Genomic DNA, 17,880 nt, shown 5'->3' with positions numbered 1-17,880 from the left:
TTTCTCCGCACACCGCTCATTTAACGGTACTTTTACCGTTAATTAACCCCTGCCGCCTCCTCCTGAAGTCGCCCTTGATGCCACAGCCATGCTGCCCGCCGCGTCATTCGCAGCAGTCTACACCAGATGCAAAAAGGAGCCCCGCCTTGCGGAAGCTCCAATAATCACCTTTTATGCCGGAAGGCTCATTCCTCTTGAGCGCCGCGATTGTCCCCGCCCGGTCTGAACAGCCACTCATGCTCGGGATCGTTATGGAATACCCAGGTACGGACCGGACCGGCCATCACATTAAGATAATAGGAATCGTAGCCCGGCGGCGCCGACACCGGATGGTAGCCCTCCGGAACCAGCACAATGCTGCGGTCGGGCACGGCCATAGTCTCATCGAGACTGCGGTCATCGTTGTATACCCGCTGTACGACGAAGCCGTGACCCGGATTGACGCGGTGGTAATAGGTCTCCTCCAGATAGGACTCTTCCGGCAGATGATCCCGGTCATGCTTATGCGGCGGATAGCTGGACCAGTTGCCGCCGTCCGTGCGCACCTCAACGACCAGCAGGCTTTCGGCCTCACTGCTCTCCGGCAGAATATTAACCACGCGGCGTGACATGCTGCCGTAACCGCGGGCCTCAGCCGCCGTTTCCGACGGCGCGATCAGCCGGGCCGGATATTTACCTGTGCCGGGGGCAAGACAGACACCGAGCTCCAGCTCCGTTAAGGCTGTAACCTCATACCGCCCGCCTGCCGGAACATAGACCGCATAGGGCGGTATATTTTCAAAAACAGACATGCGCTCTCCGATTCCAGAGAACTCCTGCAAGTCTGCTTTGACATCAGCCTTACCCGACAGCAGCACCAGACAGACCTCATTGTCTTCTGTATCGCGGATAAGCGTATCACCGGCCTTCAGCTGATAGACCTCAAAACCTACGTATTTCCAGCCGGCACTCTCCTTGCTGACTGCTGCAACAAGCCCATCCTTGCCGGGTGTACCGGCTCTGACTAAATAGTCCGACATCCTTACAGCTCCCTCCGTGTTCAAGATAGCCTCTACTGCTAGGCCTCTATCTCCTCCGAGCGTTCCTCTGCCGCAAAAGCGGACAGCTTGACCGGAAGCCCGGTCCGGTGCGATTCCAGGGCAGCCTCAGCGATAAGCTGGGCCTGCTGACCGTCATAGCCGCTGCAGACAGCCGGCTCCTGCAGAATAATTGACTGGGCAAATGCAGCTACTTCATCAGTAAACGCCCGGTTGTAACGCTCCAGGAAAAAATGCAGCGGCTGATCACGGGTAACAGCAGAAGCAGTGGACACCTCTACGGTAGTCGGGCGGCAGTTATCAGCTACAGCTGCTCCCTGTGAGCCGAATACCTCAACCCGCTGGTCATAACCATAGACAGCCTGCCGGCTGTTATCAATAATGCAGATTGCACCGCTGGTAAAAGTCAGCGTAATCACAGCTGTATCCACATCACCGCAGCGGCCGAACATCGGGTCGATCAGATTGGCGCCACGGGTATATACTTCGGCCACTTCCTCGCCCATCAGATAGCGGGCCATATCGAAATCATGAATCGTCATATCCATAAACATTCCGCCGGAGGAGCGCACATAGGCCTCACCGGGCGGCTGCGGATCACGTGAAGTAATCTTAACAATATGCGTTCTGCCCAGCTCGCCTGCCTGGACGAGCTGCTTGAGCTTGCGGAAGTTCGGGTCCATCCGTCGGTTGAAGCCTACCTGAAGCAGCACGCCTGCCTCTTTGGCAGTCTGCAGCGCCCGGCTCGTCTCGGCCGAGGACATGCTGACCGGCTTTTCGCAGAAAATATGCTTTCCGGCACGTGCAGCCCGTTCAATCCATGAAGCGTGGGTATCGGTCGGTGTACAGATAAACACCGCATCAATCTCGGGATCATTCAGAATGTCATCCCCATCCGTAAAAACATTACCGAGACCACGGCTGTCAGCCCACGCAAGCAGTTCCTCGCTCAAGTAAGCCTCCGAGATCGATTTCAGCTTATATGACGGCATCACACGCAGATTATCAGCATGCAGACGCCCGATTCTTCCGGCGCCAATAATACCCGCTGTAACTTGATTTCCCATGTACGCTTATCCTCCCTCAAGGTAAGCGCTTAACCTTTCCGAGATCAGTATACTTCAAGCCGCAGCAGGCTACAAGTACTTTTTAGATTTGTTTCTTAGCCCGCCTTTTTCATCTGCCTCACGGAGCAAAAGGCCTCAGCAATAATGCAAAGCCTCGCCCAGCGCGACCAGCGTCATCGCCTGCCCGTAGGCCATTGGAGCGATAATGATTCCTTTGTAGTCTTCCTTAGCCTTGCCGATCGGCGTGCCGCCGGATACGCCAAGCACAGTCCCCTCTTCATCGATCCGGTCCAGCACCGCCTGAATTGTCTTGAGCGCCAGTGCAGCATATTCCTCCGGCAGCAGCCCCCGGCGCACGCCGTGCAGAACACCGGCCGCTATAGCCGCTGAGCCGGACGTTTCCGTATAGCTGTCCGGATCGTCCAGCAGCGTATGCCACAGTCCGTCTGCGCCCTGGCAGGCCAGCAGTGCCTCGGCCTGGGCCTGCAGAACCTGCTGCAGATACGTGAAGACGCCCTCGTCCAGATAGGGGCGCATCAGCTCCAAATATTCCGGCAGGCCGAGGCTGAACCAGCCGTTGCCGCGGCACCAGAAGGCCTCGCTGAAATTATGCCGGCCGGTGAAATGCCAGCCGTGATAGAAGAGCCCGGTTTTTTTGTCATACAAATATTTAATATGTAGCAGCAGCTGATGCAGTGACGTCTGCCGCCACTCCGGCTTGTCGTACTTTACACCCATCTTGGCCGTGAACAGAATAGCCATAAACAGCGTATCAATCCAGATTTCATTCTCATTAAGAGTCACTTCACTCTTGTCCGCACCTGTCGTCACATGCTGATAGCCCTGCTCGTTGGTGCGCGGCAGCCCGTTCATCAGCCACTCTACCCATTCCAGGCTCAGCTCCTCCGCCTCCGCAAGCTCCATCAGCGACAGCAGCGGCGCGGTTGTGTTGATGTTGCAGCTGGGCAGCCCTTTTTCCAGCTGACGGCTCATCCAAGGCTTAGCATAGGCAGAGTAACGCCCGTCTGCAAAATGCCGGTCCAGCTTCTGCAGCCCGTACAGCCCGACTCCCTGCGGCCAGTCCCATTCCTCCATCCCGAAATCACGGGCGAAATACCCCCGCCGCCCGGCATCCTCCCCCAGATTCTGCAGCTCAGCCTCATTATCCGGACGGTCCAGCTTCAGCAGCTTATCCGATACCTTGTTCAGCTTGCTGATGATTTCCGCTTTATCCGGCTTTTGTCCATATCCTTGTACAGTCATGTTCCAATCTCCTCTCAGCTATGTTACCTGCCCATTCTAATTCTGAACGTTCTAATTTCATAAGGTCTGATCTGAAAAGCAAGCTCCCGCTCCTGCCACTCACCCTCCGGCTCCTCCATCAGGCTGCATTCCTGCCAGGCGGCTATGGAATATCCGCTTTCAACACGCACCTCACTGCGGGCACCCCCATACTCATGCAGACGCAGCACTACGCCATCCCCGTCCTCTGCGCGCTTAACGGCATCAACCAGGACATGCCCGCCTGTAATGGAGAACAGTGAATCCAAGTCCAGCCGGCCTGGAATGGTACGCAGCGGATTGTTCAGCTCCCAGGCCTCCTGTACCACCCGGCCCCTGATGAAATCCCCCTCATGCGGATACAGCGCATACGTAAAAGCATGATGCCCCTGATCCTGCTCCGGATTAGGATGCACCGCCGATTTCAGCAGCGTCAGCCGCAGCACGCTGTCCTTGATGTCATAGCCGTATTTGCAGTCATTGAGCAGCGCAACGCCGAAACCCTGCTCGCTGACATCAGCCCACTGGTGGCCTACGCTCTCGAACCGGGCATAATCCCAGCTCGTATTCCAGTGAGTCGGCCGTCTGACATTACCGAACTGGATATCGTAGGTTGCTTCAAGCGCATGGACATCGACCGGAAAAGCCGCCTTAAGCAGCTGGTTATGCCCCTGCCAGTCCATCTCCGTCCGGAAATCAATCCGTGCGGTATCCCGGTAAAAAATAATGTCCTGCGTAATAACCGAGCGGTTATACGTCCACGCCATGTGCAGCACCGTCCGCAGCGGACCATTCTCTGTTACTTTGCACTCTGTAAGCTGCGAGACTTCCGTCATTTTCTCCTGATAAAAGATATCGATATCCCAGGCCTCAAAATCCAGCGGCTTGTCTTCAAACACCTGAAGCACATTGCCGCGCTGTCCCGGCTCCAGCAGCTCCCGGCCGCTGCGGCGGTCGCGCAGCGAGGTAAAATGCCCCTGCCCGTTCCAGGCCGCTTCAATCAGCGGTGTAGTCAGCCGGCCATCGCTGACCTCTGCCAGCGGGCAGGCCTCTTCTGCGCTGCCGGCACCCGCCGGCTCCGTCCCGCACTGCAGCACCGCCGTACCAAATGCCGGTACGGCGGGCACATATACCAGCCAGCCGCCGTCTGCGGTCCGCTGCTGCTCCAGCAGCTGTCCGGCGGCATCCAGAATGACGCCTGTATCTGCGGCGTCACCCGGCAGCTCCAGCAGCTGCGCTCCTTCCCAGGACGAGCTGCTCAGCAGCGTGAAGTAACTGCCTCCGCTATCAGCCACGCTGTCCTCTTCCGCTGCACCCGCTCCGCTCAGCAATGCCAGCGCACGGGCCTCACCCTCCGCATATTCCAGATCGCTGTCCTGGTAAACCTCCTTGATCGAGGAACCCGGGATAATGTCATGGAACTGGTTGCGCAGCAGAATCTCCCAGATGCCGTCCAGCTCGGCAGCGGGATAAGCCGCCGCCAGATCGCCGCGGCTCACGCCGGCCAGCGTATGCAGCCATTCCGCATCACGCAGGAGCAGCTCCAGGCGGCGGTTGTATTTTTTATTGCTGGCCTGGGAGGTGTAGGTTCCCCGGTGGCATTCAAGATACAGCTCGCCGTTCCAGGTATGCACATAGGCATCTGTATTCTCAATCCGCTCATGCAGCCCGTCAAAATATTCACCTGCGCTGCCAGGCTTAAGCTTAGGAATACCCGGAAGCTTATCGAAGCGCCGGCGGAGCTCCAGCATATCCCGCGTCGGCCCGCCGCCCCCGTCACCCCAGCCGTACGCAAACAGCAGATGGTCGTTGATCTCCTTATCCTGATACGAGTTCCAGATGCCGCGCAGCAGCCCTGCTGTCATCCGGCCGTTGTAGGTGTAGGCAGCGCCGTCTTTTTCCGAGGTCGTGATAAAATGAGTCAATATTTCAGACCCGTCCATCCCGCGCCACCAGAACGTATCATGCGGCATCCGGTTGGACTGGTTCCAGCTGATTTTGGTTGTCATAAAGGTATCTATGCCTGACTTGCGCAGAATCTGCGGCAGCGCCCAGCTGTAACCGAACACGTCCGGCAGCCACAGATATTTGCTCTCGATGCCGAACCGCTCCCGGAAGTAACGTTTGCCGGCCAGAATCTGACGGACTAACGATTCGCCGGATGGAATATTGCAGTCCGACTCCAGCCACATGGCCCCCTCCGGCTCCCAGCGCCCCTCCTTGATCCGCTCCCTGATCTGCCCGAACAGCTCGGGGTAATCCTGCTCCAGATACGCATACAGCTGCGGCTGTGACTGCATGAACTGGTATTCCGGATATTCCTGCATCAGCCGCAGGACGGTCGAGAAGGAACGGGCCGCTTTTTCCCGGGTATGCTTCAGCTGCCACAGCCAGGCGACATCGATATGCGTATGTCCAAGCATCGTAAGCGTCACATCAAAGGTCTTCGGCATCGCCTCCACCGCTTCGTTCAGGCTCGCGCCTGCCCGGTACATGGAGCTGATATGCCCCTCAGAGCCGGGCTCCGTCCAGTCAATCCCGCGGAACGCGGCATCCAGCGCCTGCTTCAGCCACTGCTTCTCAGGCTGGTCCCGGTTCAAATAACGGAACGTATCAATCGCCGCCTGGGACATATAGAACAGATCATCAATCCGTTCATCCAGATAGCCTATCATCGCCTCGCTGATCCTGTGCTCCTGTATCCTCGGTGCTCCCCCGCCCTCAAGGCCGGACCACAGCCGGAACACAAGCTCCACCGCCCTGCCGCCTAATTCATCGCCAAAAATAACCTCCTGGTGGTTCGTATCCACACCCTGATACGGTGAACCGTTTACAAACAGCAGCGATTCAAACCCGGAGTTATTGAAGCCCCCGGATTTACCGAAATCAAATCTGCCGGCCAGCTTGAAGCCTGCTTTTTTCTCAGGCAGCACCGCTGTTGCCCGCAGCCAGACATAACGGTCCCGCCCGCTCCACTGCTCATTCAGCCGGATAATCCCGTCAAAGACAACACTTTCCGGACACACACCGTTCTTCCCGTCCTCGTCCTCTGCCAGCTCCAGCTCCGCAAGCTCGGTTACCTTGATATATCTGTGCTTTCCAACCTCCGCCTGACGGCGGATCAGCTTTTCCTCTGTCAAAAACAAATGTATCACCCCTTGTATCCGATTGTATCCGCTTCCATACGGCCAATATAGCAAATCCCGCTGCTCAAAAACTACGCTTTATTTGCGGGAATGGGGAGATTTTATTGCATATTTTGCTTTTTGAAACCTATAATAGAGAAAATCACGGAATAAGGCGGCGAGCGTCTATGCTTGAAAACGGCTTGTTATATGAGCAGGGATTCAGCGTTAACATTAACACTCCCGGTGACCCGCTTTTTTACTATTTTGACTATGATGAGCGGTCCCACAATATCAATATGGAGTTTCAGCATGACCATGATTTTTATGAGATTCATATTCTGATGGATTCCCGGGCTACTCATGTTATCGACGGTAAAATTCATGCCCTCCGGCAGTATGACATTGTTCTGCTCCGCCCCTATCTGCTGCATATGACCCAGTATCCGGTAGGGCCGCCGCATAAGCGGCTGATTATTAATTTTGCCATGCCCGCCAATATATCCGGTTTAGAGAACGCTTACAAAAGCATGCTGCTTCCCTTCGCTGAAGAGATTCCGATCTACCGTCTGACGGGTGAGCCGCGGAGTGCCGTTTTTGATCCGCTCAATGCCATTTTCACCCTGTCACACAGCAGCTCTCCGCTCAATCCGGTACTGGTTCACACGCTGTTTCAGCAGTTTCTGTGCACCCTGTCCCAGCAGCAGGATAAGAACAGCTATGTGCTGGAGGAAGCCGGCAGTGCCAACGCGCAAAAAATCTATTCCATCACCGCCTACATTCACAGCAATTACAGCAGCGAGCTGTCTTTGGATTCAATCTCCAGGGCGTTTTTCATCAGCCCGTATTACCTGTCGCATCAGTTCCGGATCGTCACCGGCTCCACCCTGACCGAGTATATTCAGACCACCCGGGTCCGTAAAGCCCAGCATCTGCTGGTCCATACCCGCCACAAAATCTCCGGCATTGCCGAGCAATGCGGCTTCACCAGCTTCTCGCAGTTTAACCGGATTTTTAATAAGCTGAGCGGCATGTCACCCTCCGCGTTCCGCAAGCAGCAGGCCGTTCCGGGGAATGCCCCGGCCCTGCTATCTTACTAAGCGGAGAGCGCGGCGGTTTGGTTTTGGCGAGGGGGGCGGGCTGACGGGCACGGAAGCATGAGCGCGGCGGGCCTGACTGATGCGGAGGAATTCGGGGCTGACTGGCATGGAGGCCGGGGGCGGGTGATTATTCACCACGAAGCCTGTCCATTCCTGCTCTGTCTGAGCTAAACGGACTCAGATGACGTTATTTTGGCTAAACCTGCTTTTTGGGCATGCTAACGGACTCCAGTGCTCTTATATGCCGGTTCTGGCCTCAGCAGCCGCCAATCAGGAGCATATAAAGGCGCTACAGTCCGTTAGCCGAACGAAATGTGCTTTTGAGGGGACATAAGGATTCTGGTGTTTAGCTTGGAGTGATGTACCGGCGCTAGCACGATCTCGGCATCAGCACTCAGCCAGCTTCTTGCACTCAACTGCCCACCACTAGCACTCAGCACTCCTACCTAGCACCAGCACTTAACCAGCTACTTTACTCGGCTACTCATCATTACTACTCGGTACCGCACTCGCATTTTGCGCTTCGCCCAGCATCAGCACTCAACCAGTTACTTCACTCGGCCACTCGCCAATATCACTCTGCACTTAGCGTTAGTTCAACACCCATTACTCGTATTCAACACTCGGCATTTGCACAATATTCGGTACTTGCAGTCCGCTCTGTACCAGTACTCAGCCATCCGGTACTCGCACCCGGCACTTGCACTCCCCCGCCGCCGTGCGGCTCGTTAAAATGAAAAAAGCTTCCGGACTGCCCAAGGGCAATTCGGAAGCTTCTTTGCTGTTATGCGGTCGAGAGGACTCGAACCTCCACGGTATTGCTACCACACGGACCTGAACCGTGCGCGTCTGCCAATTCCGCCACGACCGCAAATTGTTTATCGCGGCACAAGAATGAATATATCATGAATTTGAGAATCGCGCAAGCTATTTTTTATATTTCAAAAAAAATCTCCAATGCTTCTTGCTTCATCCTGCTATATATTGGGATTGAGGTGATTGATATGGATATTAATACTCATGTGCCTGTAGATAGACCCCATGTAACAGTAAACAGCCTTAATCTGCTCCCTGAGATGCTGAAGGAGCTAAAGGAGCGGCTTCCCGGGTTTGCCGCCCTGGAGGGAGTCTGCGGCATAACGCTGAACGGTGGATGCTCACGCGGATATGCCGATGAATTTTCGGAGATTGACCTGGTCTTTTATCTGGAGGCCGGACAATATACGCTGTGGTCCGGCGGGCAGTCTCCACTGCCGCTTGGTATAACCAGAATAGGCTGGTATCTCTATGACATCAAAGCCGTGAGCTTGGAGGAAGAGCTGCGGAAAACCTGGGACAGTACAGCCTTATGGGATTTGTCCTATGCCCGGACCCTGTATGACCCCGAAGGGCAAATCGCAGGGCTGGTCCGAACGAAGCTGGCCGAGCGGCCGGGGCGGCTGCAGGCTGAAGGGCTGATGTTCAGCTGCTGGTGGCATTACCGGCTGGCTGGCGACATCTGGCTTCACCGGGGAGATCCAGTTCAGGGCCACGCCATGCTGAATACAGCGGCAGTACAATTAATCGAAGCATTGTTCATTGCCAACCGTGAGTACGTGCCGCATTCAAAATGGCTGATCCATCTAAGCCGCACGCTGCCATGGACACCTGCCGGATGGGAGGAGGGCCTGCTGAAGATCATGGGTACCGGGGACTTTTCTTTAGAAAGTCTAAGTAGCCGGCAGGCCGCCATCTCCCGTTATTGGAATGAAATTGATGCTTATCTTATCAGCCGGGAATGCCCGGAATATCCGCTCAATATCATGCACAAAACCTTTTACGACCTACTGAATCTCCTGCTGGCCCAGGACACCCTAACTGTAGCGGACTGGACAGCCAGAGCAGACTTATCGATGCTGTCGGCAGAGCCCTTTATCCGCTTTACCTCAGTTACCGGAGACCAGATTAATATCGATAAAAGGAAGTTTCTGTCCATTGCCCCCGGTGATCTGTATTCCTGGCATGCTTCTATCCTGAGTCAGCTTCATACTGAGCTGGGTGAGGGCTAAATCAGTTCAACCGGCAGTTGTTTTTCCAGCGTGCCTCCCCTACTCCAATCGCTGTTTATTGAACCGGATGGAATTATAATGAAATTACGACGTCGAATTTTTTATCCGGGAGACAAGACCATGATCAATATCGAAAAAACAGGCAAGCGGATCGCCATGCTCCGCAGAGAAAAGCAGCTATCCCAGGAGCAGCTGGCTGAGCGGCTGCAGGTCAGCGCCCAGGCTGTATCCAAGTGGGAGACCGGCCGGTCACTACCCGAGACAGCTACCCTGCCGCTGCTCTCCGCTGTTTTGGGCCAATCTATCGACAGCCTTCTGCTGCCGCAGGAGCTTGCGTTACTGTCAGCAGTCTACACAGACGGTAACGGGCAGCAGGACGTTACTTCTCTGGTAAGCCGGTTCCTTAGCCGTGATCAGCTCGTTCTGACTGTCAGCGATCAGCTTTTTGACGGATTACTGCAGAGCGACCGTGCCAAGCTGCTGATCATTAAATACGAAACACCCTCAGGTGTATATTCAACCTATGCGTTAACAGGACAGCAGCTGGCATTAGATGTGCATACCAAAGGCTATTCCCTTGGTGTGCCTGGGCTTACGCTTGTGCATGCCGCTTACGGCAATGAGCTTGCCGGCCGGGATATGCTGAAGAAGATGCAGCACTATGCTTATTTTGGATGGCAGCAGTTTACGGTGGATCAGCAGCTTTTTCCGGGCACAATGGGGCATGAGGGAAAGGAATACCTGCTGCTTGTCTATTGGAACGCGAAGGGGATCCAGGCGGTAAGCTGCGCGGAGGGAGAGCAGATGCATTACAACGCCGAGCGGACCCGGATGTTTGTGACGGCCTTATCCCGGCAGCGATACATCATAGATAACGTGCAGCAGCTCGGTTTTGGCAAAGGTATGGACTGTTCGTGGGCCGGGGCGCTTTATACCGCTTTAACAGCAATGGGCACAGCCACCAGCTATGAAGAGGTTATGGGCGTCTCGGGAGCTTGCTGGAGGGCTGCTTTTACTCCGGTATGGGATTACAGCGCAGCTGACGCCCTAACTGCCTATGACTATGCTTCACCGGCTTTCAGTGCTTACGGGCTTAAGGCCCGCTGGGCGGACCGGCTTAGCGCAGAAGAACGCAGGCTGGAAACGTCTGCTGTCATGGAAAGCCTCCATAATCACCACCTGCCGGTTGCCATAAATCTGAGGGTCGCTCCCGAGTGGGGCGTTATTACAGGCTATCTCGATAACGGGAATACGCTGCTGTGCCGCAGCTATTTCGACGATGAGACCTTTACGGAGCTGAAGGATGACCCGGAATTCGGGGAAACGATGAAAAATAGTAACGGGTACCTGTATGTGGACCATTGGCCGTATAGACTTCTTTTTCTGGAAAAGCCGGATGGTAACCCGCCGCCGTCTGAACTGGATAATCTCCTTGCCTCTCTGCGCATGAAGCTGGATTCGATGCAGGCCGGAGAGCAGCAGGGCTATCTGCTGGGCTACCGTGCCCTGGATGCCTGGCAAGAGGCGCTGCTGGACGATGTCTGGTACACGGCTGCAGAAGAAGAGACGTTCACACGTCGTTATAGCGTCAATCACTTCTGCATGATGGCCTTAACAGACGCCCGGAGAAGCGCCGCCGCTTATCTTAGAGCCTCTCTGCCGCTTATACTGAATGCTCAGGCGTATGCGCTACAGGCCGAGATGGCAGCTATCTATGATCAGATATATACGCTGCTTGATCATCACTACAGTAATATGACTCCTCCTGCAGCGCTGCGGACACAGCCCGGACTCAAGCAGCTCTGGGACCGGAAGGAGCGCACGCAGCAGGCAGAGCTTCTGCATAAGACAGCCGGGCTTGAACGGCGGGGAGATGAGCTGGCTGCGATGATTCTGGAGCAGTTGCAGACGGAGTAGGCCTGTTTAGGCGGGGGAGGGGAGGCATTTTTGACCTTCATTTCAGCCGTCCGCCCTCTTTCGGCGAAATCAAAGGCACTTTTGACCTTCATTCCGCCCGCCAGCCCACTTTCGGCGGAATCAGAGGCATTTTTGACCTTCATTTCAGCCGTCCGCCCACTTTTGGCGGAATCAGAGGCACTTTTGCCCTTCATTTCGCCCGCCAGCCCACTTTCGGCGGAATCAGAGGCATTTTTGACCTTCCTTTCAGCCGCCTGCCCACTTTCGGCGGAATCAGAGGCACTTTTGCCCTTCATTTCGTCCGCCAGTCCACTTTCGGCGGAATCAGAGGCATTTTTGCCCTTCCTTTCAGCCGTCCGCCCACTTTCGGCGGAATCAGGGGCACTTTTGCCCTTCATTTCGTCCGCCAGCCTGCCTCAGGCGGATCAAAGCTCTTCCTCCCCCGCACCAATAGCAAAAGCCGCCCCGAAGGGCGGCTTCAATCTATTCAACCCATTTTACTCCAGCCCAAGCTTCCTCACCGGCCGCAGCACGGCATAGCCGTAGCCCTCCGGAAAGTGACGCTGGTAATCCTGCTTCTCTTCCTCATCCCAGACGTAGCCCATCTGCTTCGGATCATAGTTCCAGGCCACCTCCTCGACCGTACGCATGACTGCACCGTTATCCTGCAGGTAATCAAACGACGGGTGGAAAAAGACCAGATACTCCGAAGCCGGAATCTCCCGGCACTCCATACCGCCCGGGATCTCGCCGGCATAGTCAGCCGGTACCGGGATTCCGTACAGATAGCCTTTTTGCCCGTCTTCGTAGAACCAGCCGGCGGTCTGGCCAAGCTGGCCTTCCAGGGTATGATGGGACATGCTCTCCAGTGTGCCCGACACCTCGTCGCAATCATGCCCGTTCTTCCAGAAGCTCCCGTAATTGTTCGAGCCCAGATCCCGGATGCCGATAAACTTATGGGCCGGTATGAACTCAAGCTTAATCTCCGCCGGCTGCAGATGCACCTCTCTCATCTTTTCGCGCTCCTTCATCAGATAATGATAAGGAGAGAAGACCTCGGCACGAATAGCGAGCGGAATGGGGCAGCGGGCCGTACGGTACGCTCCCGGCGTCAGCTTAAAAGCCTTCATAAATGCCCGCGAGAACGCCTCCTGCGAAGAAAATCCGTATTTTACGGCTATATCCAGTATGCGCTCATCCGTATCGCGGAGCTCCAGGGCGGCACGGCTGATCCGCCGCAGCCGGATATAGTCCCGCACCGTCATTCCGGTCAGGGTGTGAAACTGCCTGGTGCAGTAATACGGCGAATAGCCGAGCTGCTCCGACATCCGCAGCAGCGTAGGCGCGTCCGCAGGATCACTGTCAATCCAGTCAATCATCCGTTGGACCATTTCGTTCCATTCGTACATCGGTGCCTCTCTCCTTTCACTATGAAGCATAGCAAAGGCAGAGCACGCAGATTTGACTTGAGTTGCAGTTAAGCGCTGCACGCCGCCGCCATCAGCTTTGCTGCTGTACATGCCTTTATACGGCTATGCCCCTAGATCCAGCACCAGCACATTCACCGAATGGGCCGGCAGATTCAGCACCAGCGGGCTGTCCGATATCGTAATAAGCTGCTCCCGGGGCACGATCCGCTCGTTATTCTTCTGATTCACATTAGGTACATGAACCAGCGAGGCATCGCCGGTCAGGGTGATCAACCTCGCAGAACCGGATACGTTCAGATTCTGCAGCTGCAGCGCGGTTGCTTTTGCCACAGCATCAGGGTTGACCAGCTTCACATACACATGCTCTGCATCTTTGGTTACCGAGTTGAACACCTCGCTGTTGTAGGCCTCCAGCTTGTAATCCAGCACCCGGCTGGCCGTCTGCCCGTCTGTGTACGAACAGATCAGCCTACTGCCGTCTGCGCCCCCATAGTTCACGGTAATAGTGTAATCTGTGTTGTCCTCAATCTCTTCATAACCTGCCGCCCGCAGATTGCCAGCCGCCGTGCTGGAGGAGTAATCGCCAAGCGTGTAAGCCTCTACACCCTGCTTGAACACCTTAAGACCCGTGGCGTTTCCGCCGTAGCCTACAGCATACTCCAGAACATTTTTGGTCTCCGCAGCAATAGCCGTTAAACCCACACCGACATAGAAGCCATCTTCGCCTTGTATCCGGGAAGCCGTAACCTCCACGGTATAATCAGACCAGCTGTCGTCCAGGAAATACAGCCCGCTGCGGCCGCTGCCCTGTCCCTTCAGCAGCAGGCCTTCGCCGCCCTGCACTACATGCTCCGCCGAACCGGGGATGACCTGCCAGCCGGGATGAAGCTCTTTGGTGAAGTCCTGCTCCAGCAGCACGCTGCCGTCCTTATTCGAGGTTACCCTGACCCCTTTTGCCAGAATATCCGCGCTGCCCGCAGCAAGCTCAATCCCGCCATGCGGAAGAAGTAAAGCCGGTTTGCCCTTGGCATAGGCGGAGAAAGAGGTCGCAAGCACCTTAGTGCCCAGATATCTGGCGTACAGCTGCTGCACATAATAGTTCGGCGTGAACCAGACCGTCTCATCGTCAAACCAGATGCAGTCCGGGGTCCAGCGGTAGGTTCCGTCGGTCAGTACTTTGTTGAACAGCGGGGCGTAGGCGGCCAGCCGGACAACGTCAGCGTTATTTTCGAACCCGGTCATGATTGCAGCTTCAGCTACTGCGCCGGCCAGTGTATTTTTATCCGTGGAAGCATACTCCCCGACAAACACCTTGGAGCTTGCCTTCCAGTCGATGCTGCCGTCAGGCTGATAAGCTCTATAGTAATAGTTATAGCGGTCCGCGTTCTTGAGCAGATATTCATTGGAACGGTAATAATGCTCATCCGCAATGGTATCCATATAGTCCGGCTGATTCCGGTACCAGGTCACCGTTTCTTCAATAACTTTAGGGCCGTCGGCAAAAGCAACCTCCGCCGTTCCGCGCAGATTACCGCTCAGGAATTTCCAGCCCTGCTGGTAGGCATCATCATCCGCCTGGGCGCCGACTGTCGAGATAATATGCAGCTCATAGCCCGGATAGTGCAGCTCCATATAAGCATCTATTGCCGCCTTGAACACCTCAAAGTTAGCAAAAAACTCCGTGCCCCAGTTCTCATTCCCGACGCCCAGATAACGCAGGTCAAATGGTGCCTCGTGCCCCATCGTTCTCCGCATTGCAGCCCATTCATTCTGCTCAAAATCCATGCTCAGCGCAAAGTCGATCAGATCGGTAAAGTTCTTAATGAAATAGTCACGCAGCTCCCCGCCAGCCGGGTGGGCGTAGTCTGAACGGGCCTGACAGAGCACACCGCAAGCCATAACCGGAAGCGGAACCGCATTCAGATCCTCTGCCAGCTGAAAATATTCCATATAGCCGAGGCCCATAGTCATCATGTAGCCCCAGACGTTAAAATTCTCCTTACGCAGCTCCACACTGCCGATGGAGTCCTTCCAGTCATAGACATTATCCCAGATGAAGGAGCCCTCGGAAATACAGCCGCCCGGAAAGCGCAGGAATTTGGGATGCATGTCCGCGAGCGCGTTCACCAAATCTTTTCTCAGACGGTAGTTCGGGTTACCCAGGTAATTGGCGCGGGCGGTCTGCGAGCGATCCTCTTCTCCGGCCCCCCATACCTCACGCGGCATAAGCGAAACCATATCAATGGAAATCTCACCGCTGAATACCAGCTCCAGCTGAGCTAATACAGTAGCTGTTCCTGTCAGCACAATTTCCGGCCGGACTCCATACTTCTGCCAGCTACTTCCGCCTTCCACCGTTACACTGACCTTATCACTGACCGCATTTCCCTCGGCATCCTGCAGCTGCAGCACAATCGTTCCGCCAGCCTCCGACTTGGCCCAGATGGTAAAATCGTATTGGCCGCCCTGCTTAACCGCCATGGCACAATACCCGTTCGAGTCGGCGAAGCCGCGGTTACGGATGGCCGCTCCGTCTGCTACTGTCACATAAGTGGAGTTCACATCCTGATCGGTGAGGCCAAAAAATTCATTCAAGCCGCCCTGGTGCTGCGGTGCCATTTTGTCCGTATCTCCAGACCAGGCGAACAGCGGTTCACGGTTCCTTCCGGTCGAGCAGCCGCATTCGCCGGAGACCTGCGAATAGGTATCAAAGGCAAACGACTCAAACGAACGGTTCTGCACCAGCTCGGCATAGATGCCGCCGTCAGCCGCATTGTTGATATCCTCATAAAATAAACCGTACATCACCTCACTGACATCCAGCACCTCACGGTCACCGTGGATCGTCAGCGTGTAGGGGGGCAGATGCTCAGGCAGCACGGAGAGCTCAAAGCTTTTGCGGACGGATACAGCCCCTTTGCCCAGCACCGCCGTTAGCGTTACCGCCTCTGCCCCGTCCATCTGCCGGATTTCGCCCTGATCGGACAGAACCCCAGGCTTGTCTGAGGTCCAGGCGACCTTGACTTTTCCGCCCATCAGCGCTGCAGGCAAGGAGAGGTCCTGTGTAACAATTGCAGTAGGAAGCGACAAATATTTGTCTGCCGCCAGCTTCACGATTTCCTCATCCGTCAGCGATTCGCACATCACCTCAATGACCTCATCCGCCGACAGACCGGCTGCATAAATCCGCAGATCGGACAATGCTCCGGCAAAATCAGAATCAACCGTGTACTGCGAGCTCCCGATAAAATTGCGGCTGTAATTATCCGGGTCGGCAAAGGTAGCAAACCATTTACGCAGCTGGGCGTAATTGCCGCTTGCCGTCTGGCTGATGGAGCCGTCGGCCGCCGCCTCACCGTTCACATAGACCACCGGACCGGCGCTGCTCAGCGTTCCGCCCTGTGTTCCGGTAATGGATAGGGCAAAATGAATCCACTCCCCGTTCGCAAAGCCTCTCCCCGGATCGGCCGACAGGTCGCCTCCGGCCGTAAGCGTACCGCGTAAGCCCCGGGTCAGGAACAGATACGGTCCGGCTTCGCTTTTGCCAAAATCAAAGATACGCTCCCACACATTCGTCCCCTTGCTGAAATTCACCCAGGCAGACACCGTCAGGCCATTGTTGTCGCTTACATTTGTAAGCAGGCCGGCAGGCAGCTGAATGTAGGAAGTGCCGCTTGGCCCGCCCGCGAACCTGACAGCTGTCCTTCCCGCCACCTCGCCTACCACTGGTGCTGTCGTGCCGAAGGCTGTGCCCTCACGTCCCTGTCCTGAGCTGTCCTTACCGGCATTTGTTGTGTCATCGAACTTATAATGGGCAATAAGCTGATCACGAAAACCCGTCATTGTTGTCTCCCCTTGCGCGTTTATTTAATATAAATATAAATTAATTCATAAAAATAAGTAACATACTGCTATACTACTCTATCCCGCGCCCATTTCTCAACTGTTATTTACTGCTGACGATCATATGCTGCATAGCCGACTCCCTGTAAAAATCCAGGCGCTCATAGAAGCGGACTGCCATGGGGTTATTTTCACTGACCACCAGCTTCATGGTATTAAACTGTCTCTTCCTGTAGGTTTCAGCGAGAAAGCCGATGATCTGCCTGCCGGTTCCCCTGCCTCTTGCTCCGGGAATCACACCTAAGTATTCCAAATGGATTGTAGAGGTAATTCCGTTCCTGCGGACTATCGCATAGCCTGTGAAGCATCCTTCATCCAGAATGGAGTAGAGGTCATATTCACTGTGAGGACTGCGTTCCAGTTCTGCTGCAATGTCCTCTTTTGTCACAATCGCATCTGGAAAGGCGGCAGCATGCAAACCGTTAAGCTGTTCCAGTAATCCGGACTCGGAGCCGGTCATGGCGATATAGGATAAGCTGCTGTTATGTACTGAAGGGAAGGTGACGTTAAGATCAGCGGCGTAATGATAATGCCCGGTCTCTTTGAGCACGCTGAAAGCATCCGAAGCACCCAAGGCATCCAGAAAAGGCCGGTTCTCTCCGCTCACAAAAAAGTGAATATACCGGGTAGCCTGTTCGCTGGCCGCCGTCTGCAAGCCATCCAGCAGCTGCCTGATCCTGCCCGCCTCACCGTCCTTGCTGAACGGTCCCCACACCTCTATATCACACTGCCCGTCCTCCCCGGCTTCATAAATATCCAGCAGCACCGCTGCGCAAAGCTCATCCCCTTCATACAAAAGAACGCTGCTCTCCTTCAGCCCCCCCTCCAGATCATGCACTATATCCGCCAGGGTGCTCCCCGCATATCCGCATTTCTGGATTCCCGTATTGTTCCTGTAAATAAACGCTGCCAGCTGCTCTACATTAACCATTTGTCCATCCTCCTTGGCTCAATCATCCGGAATTTCCTCAT

General features: G+C 55.3%; 11 protein-coding genes and 1 tRNA gene. 4 read left to right on the top strand and 8 right to left on the bottom strand.

All coding sequences use genetic code 11. From position 1 onward, the window contains the following. Window positions 1–185: 185 nt before the first annotated feature. From iolB to R70723_RS01090, 4 genes are all read right to left on the bottom strand, one after another. On the bottom strand, window positions 186–1,019 hold the full coding sequence (gene iolB / locus R70723_RS01105) for a 5-deoxy-glucuronate isomerase (protein WP_039869109.1): 834 nt from the start codon (window positions 1,017–1,019) through the stop codon (window positions 186–188). A gap of 38 nt (window positions 1,020–1,057) precedes the next feature. Further along, entirely contained in the window at window positions 1,058–2,104 is a 1,047-nt protein-coding gene (gene iolG, locus R70723_RS01100) for an inositol 2-dehydrogenase (protein ID WP_039869108.1), read from the bottom strand. Between the two features lie 135 nt (window positions 2,105–2,239). Further along, complete coding sequence (locus R70723_RS01095) at window positions 2,240–3,367, bottom strand: glycoside hydrolase family 88/105 protein (protein ID WP_039869107.1); 1,128 nt, start codon at window positions 3,365–3,367, stop codon at window positions 2,240–2,242. 23 nt (window positions 3,368–3,390) lie between these two features. Beyond that, window positions 3,391–6,531: an alpha-mannosidase gene (locus R70723_RS01090; protein ID WP_039869105.1), complete on the bottom strand. Its 3,141-nt coding sequence runs from the start codon at window positions 6,529–6,531 to the stop codon at window positions 3,391–3,393. 167 nt (window positions 6,532–6,698) lie between these two features. Between R70723_RS01090 and R70723_RS01085 the strand changes: the two genes are divergently transcribed. After that, entirely contained in the window at window positions 6,699–7,610 is a 912-nt protein-coding gene (locus R70723_RS01085; RefSeq protein ID WP_039869104.1) for a helix-turn-helix domain-containing protein, read from the top strand. A 787-nt stretch (window positions 7,611–8,397) separates the two neighbouring features. On the opposite strand, the gene R70723_RS01080 is transcribed toward R70723_RS01085, so the two are convergent. Continuing rightward, window positions 8,398–8,481: transfer RNA gene (locus tag R70723_RS01080), tRNA-Leu, on the bottom strand. Window positions 8,482–8,614: 133 nt separating this feature from the next. Between R70723_RS01080 and R70723_RS01075 the strand changes: the two genes are divergently transcribed. The 3 genes from R70723_RS01075 to R70723_RS33175 all read left to right on the top strand — a co-directional run bounded on the left by R70723_RS01075 (window position 8,615) and on the right by R70723_RS33175 (window position 12,115). Continuing rightward, window positions 8,615–9,658 carry a DUF4037 domain-containing protein gene (locus R70723_RS01075; protein WP_039878080.1) on the top strand — a complete coding sequence of 348 codons (1,044 nt, stop codon included), beginning with the start codon at window positions 8,615–8,617 and terminating at the stop codon, window positions 9,656–9,658. Between the two features lie 120 nt (window positions 9,659–9,778). Beyond that, entirely contained in the window at window positions 9,779–11,575 is a 1,797-nt protein-coding gene (locus tag R70723_RS31770) for a helix-turn-helix domain-containing protein (protein WP_052421138.1), read from the top strand. A gap of 30 nt (window positions 11,576–11,605) precedes the next feature. Further along, window positions 11,606–12,115, top strand: a complete 510-nt coding sequence (locus R70723_RS33175) for a hypothetical protein (RefSeq protein WP_144027151.1) — start codon at window positions 11,606–11,608, stop codon at window positions 12,113–12,115. Here R70723_RS33175 and R70723_RS01065 read toward each other — a convergent pair. The 3 genes from R70723_RS01065 to R70723_RS01055 form a co-directional block, all read right to left on the bottom strand. Continuing rightward, window positions 12,073–12,984, bottom strand: coding sequence for an AraC family transcriptional regulator (locus R70723_RS01065; RefSeq protein WP_039869103.1), 912 nt, complete (start codon window positions 12,982–12,984; stop codon window positions 12,073–12,075). The two genes, R70723_RS33175 and R70723_RS01065, sit on opposite strands and share 43 nt — an antisense overlap. Before the next feature lie 123 nt (window positions 12,985–13,107). After that, window positions 13,108–16,848 carry an alpha-L-arabinofuranosidase C-terminal domain-containing protein gene (locus R70723_RS01060; RefSeq protein WP_039869101.1) on the bottom strand — a complete coding sequence of 1,247 codons (3,741 nt, stop codon included), beginning with the start codon at window positions 16,846–16,848 and terminating at the stop codon, window positions 13,108–13,110. A gap of 103 nt (window positions 16,849–16,951) precedes the next feature. Next, window positions 16,952–17,839 carry a GNAT family N-acetyltransferase gene (locus R70723_RS01055; protein WP_039869100.1) on the bottom strand — a complete coding sequence of 296 codons (888 nt, stop codon included), beginning with the start codon at window positions 17,837–17,839 and terminating at the stop codon, window positions 16,952–16,954. Window positions 17,840–17,880: the final 41 nt, after the last annotated feature.

It is taken from the genome of Paenibacillus sp. FSL R7-0273, from assembly GCF_000758625.1.
Taxonomy (GTDB): domain Bacteria; phylum Bacillota; class Bacilli; order Paenibacillales; family Paenibacillaceae; genus Paenibacillus_AQ.
Note: the sequence above shows the minus strand (reverse complement) of the source record. Positions and strands in the feature narration are given on the sequence as shown.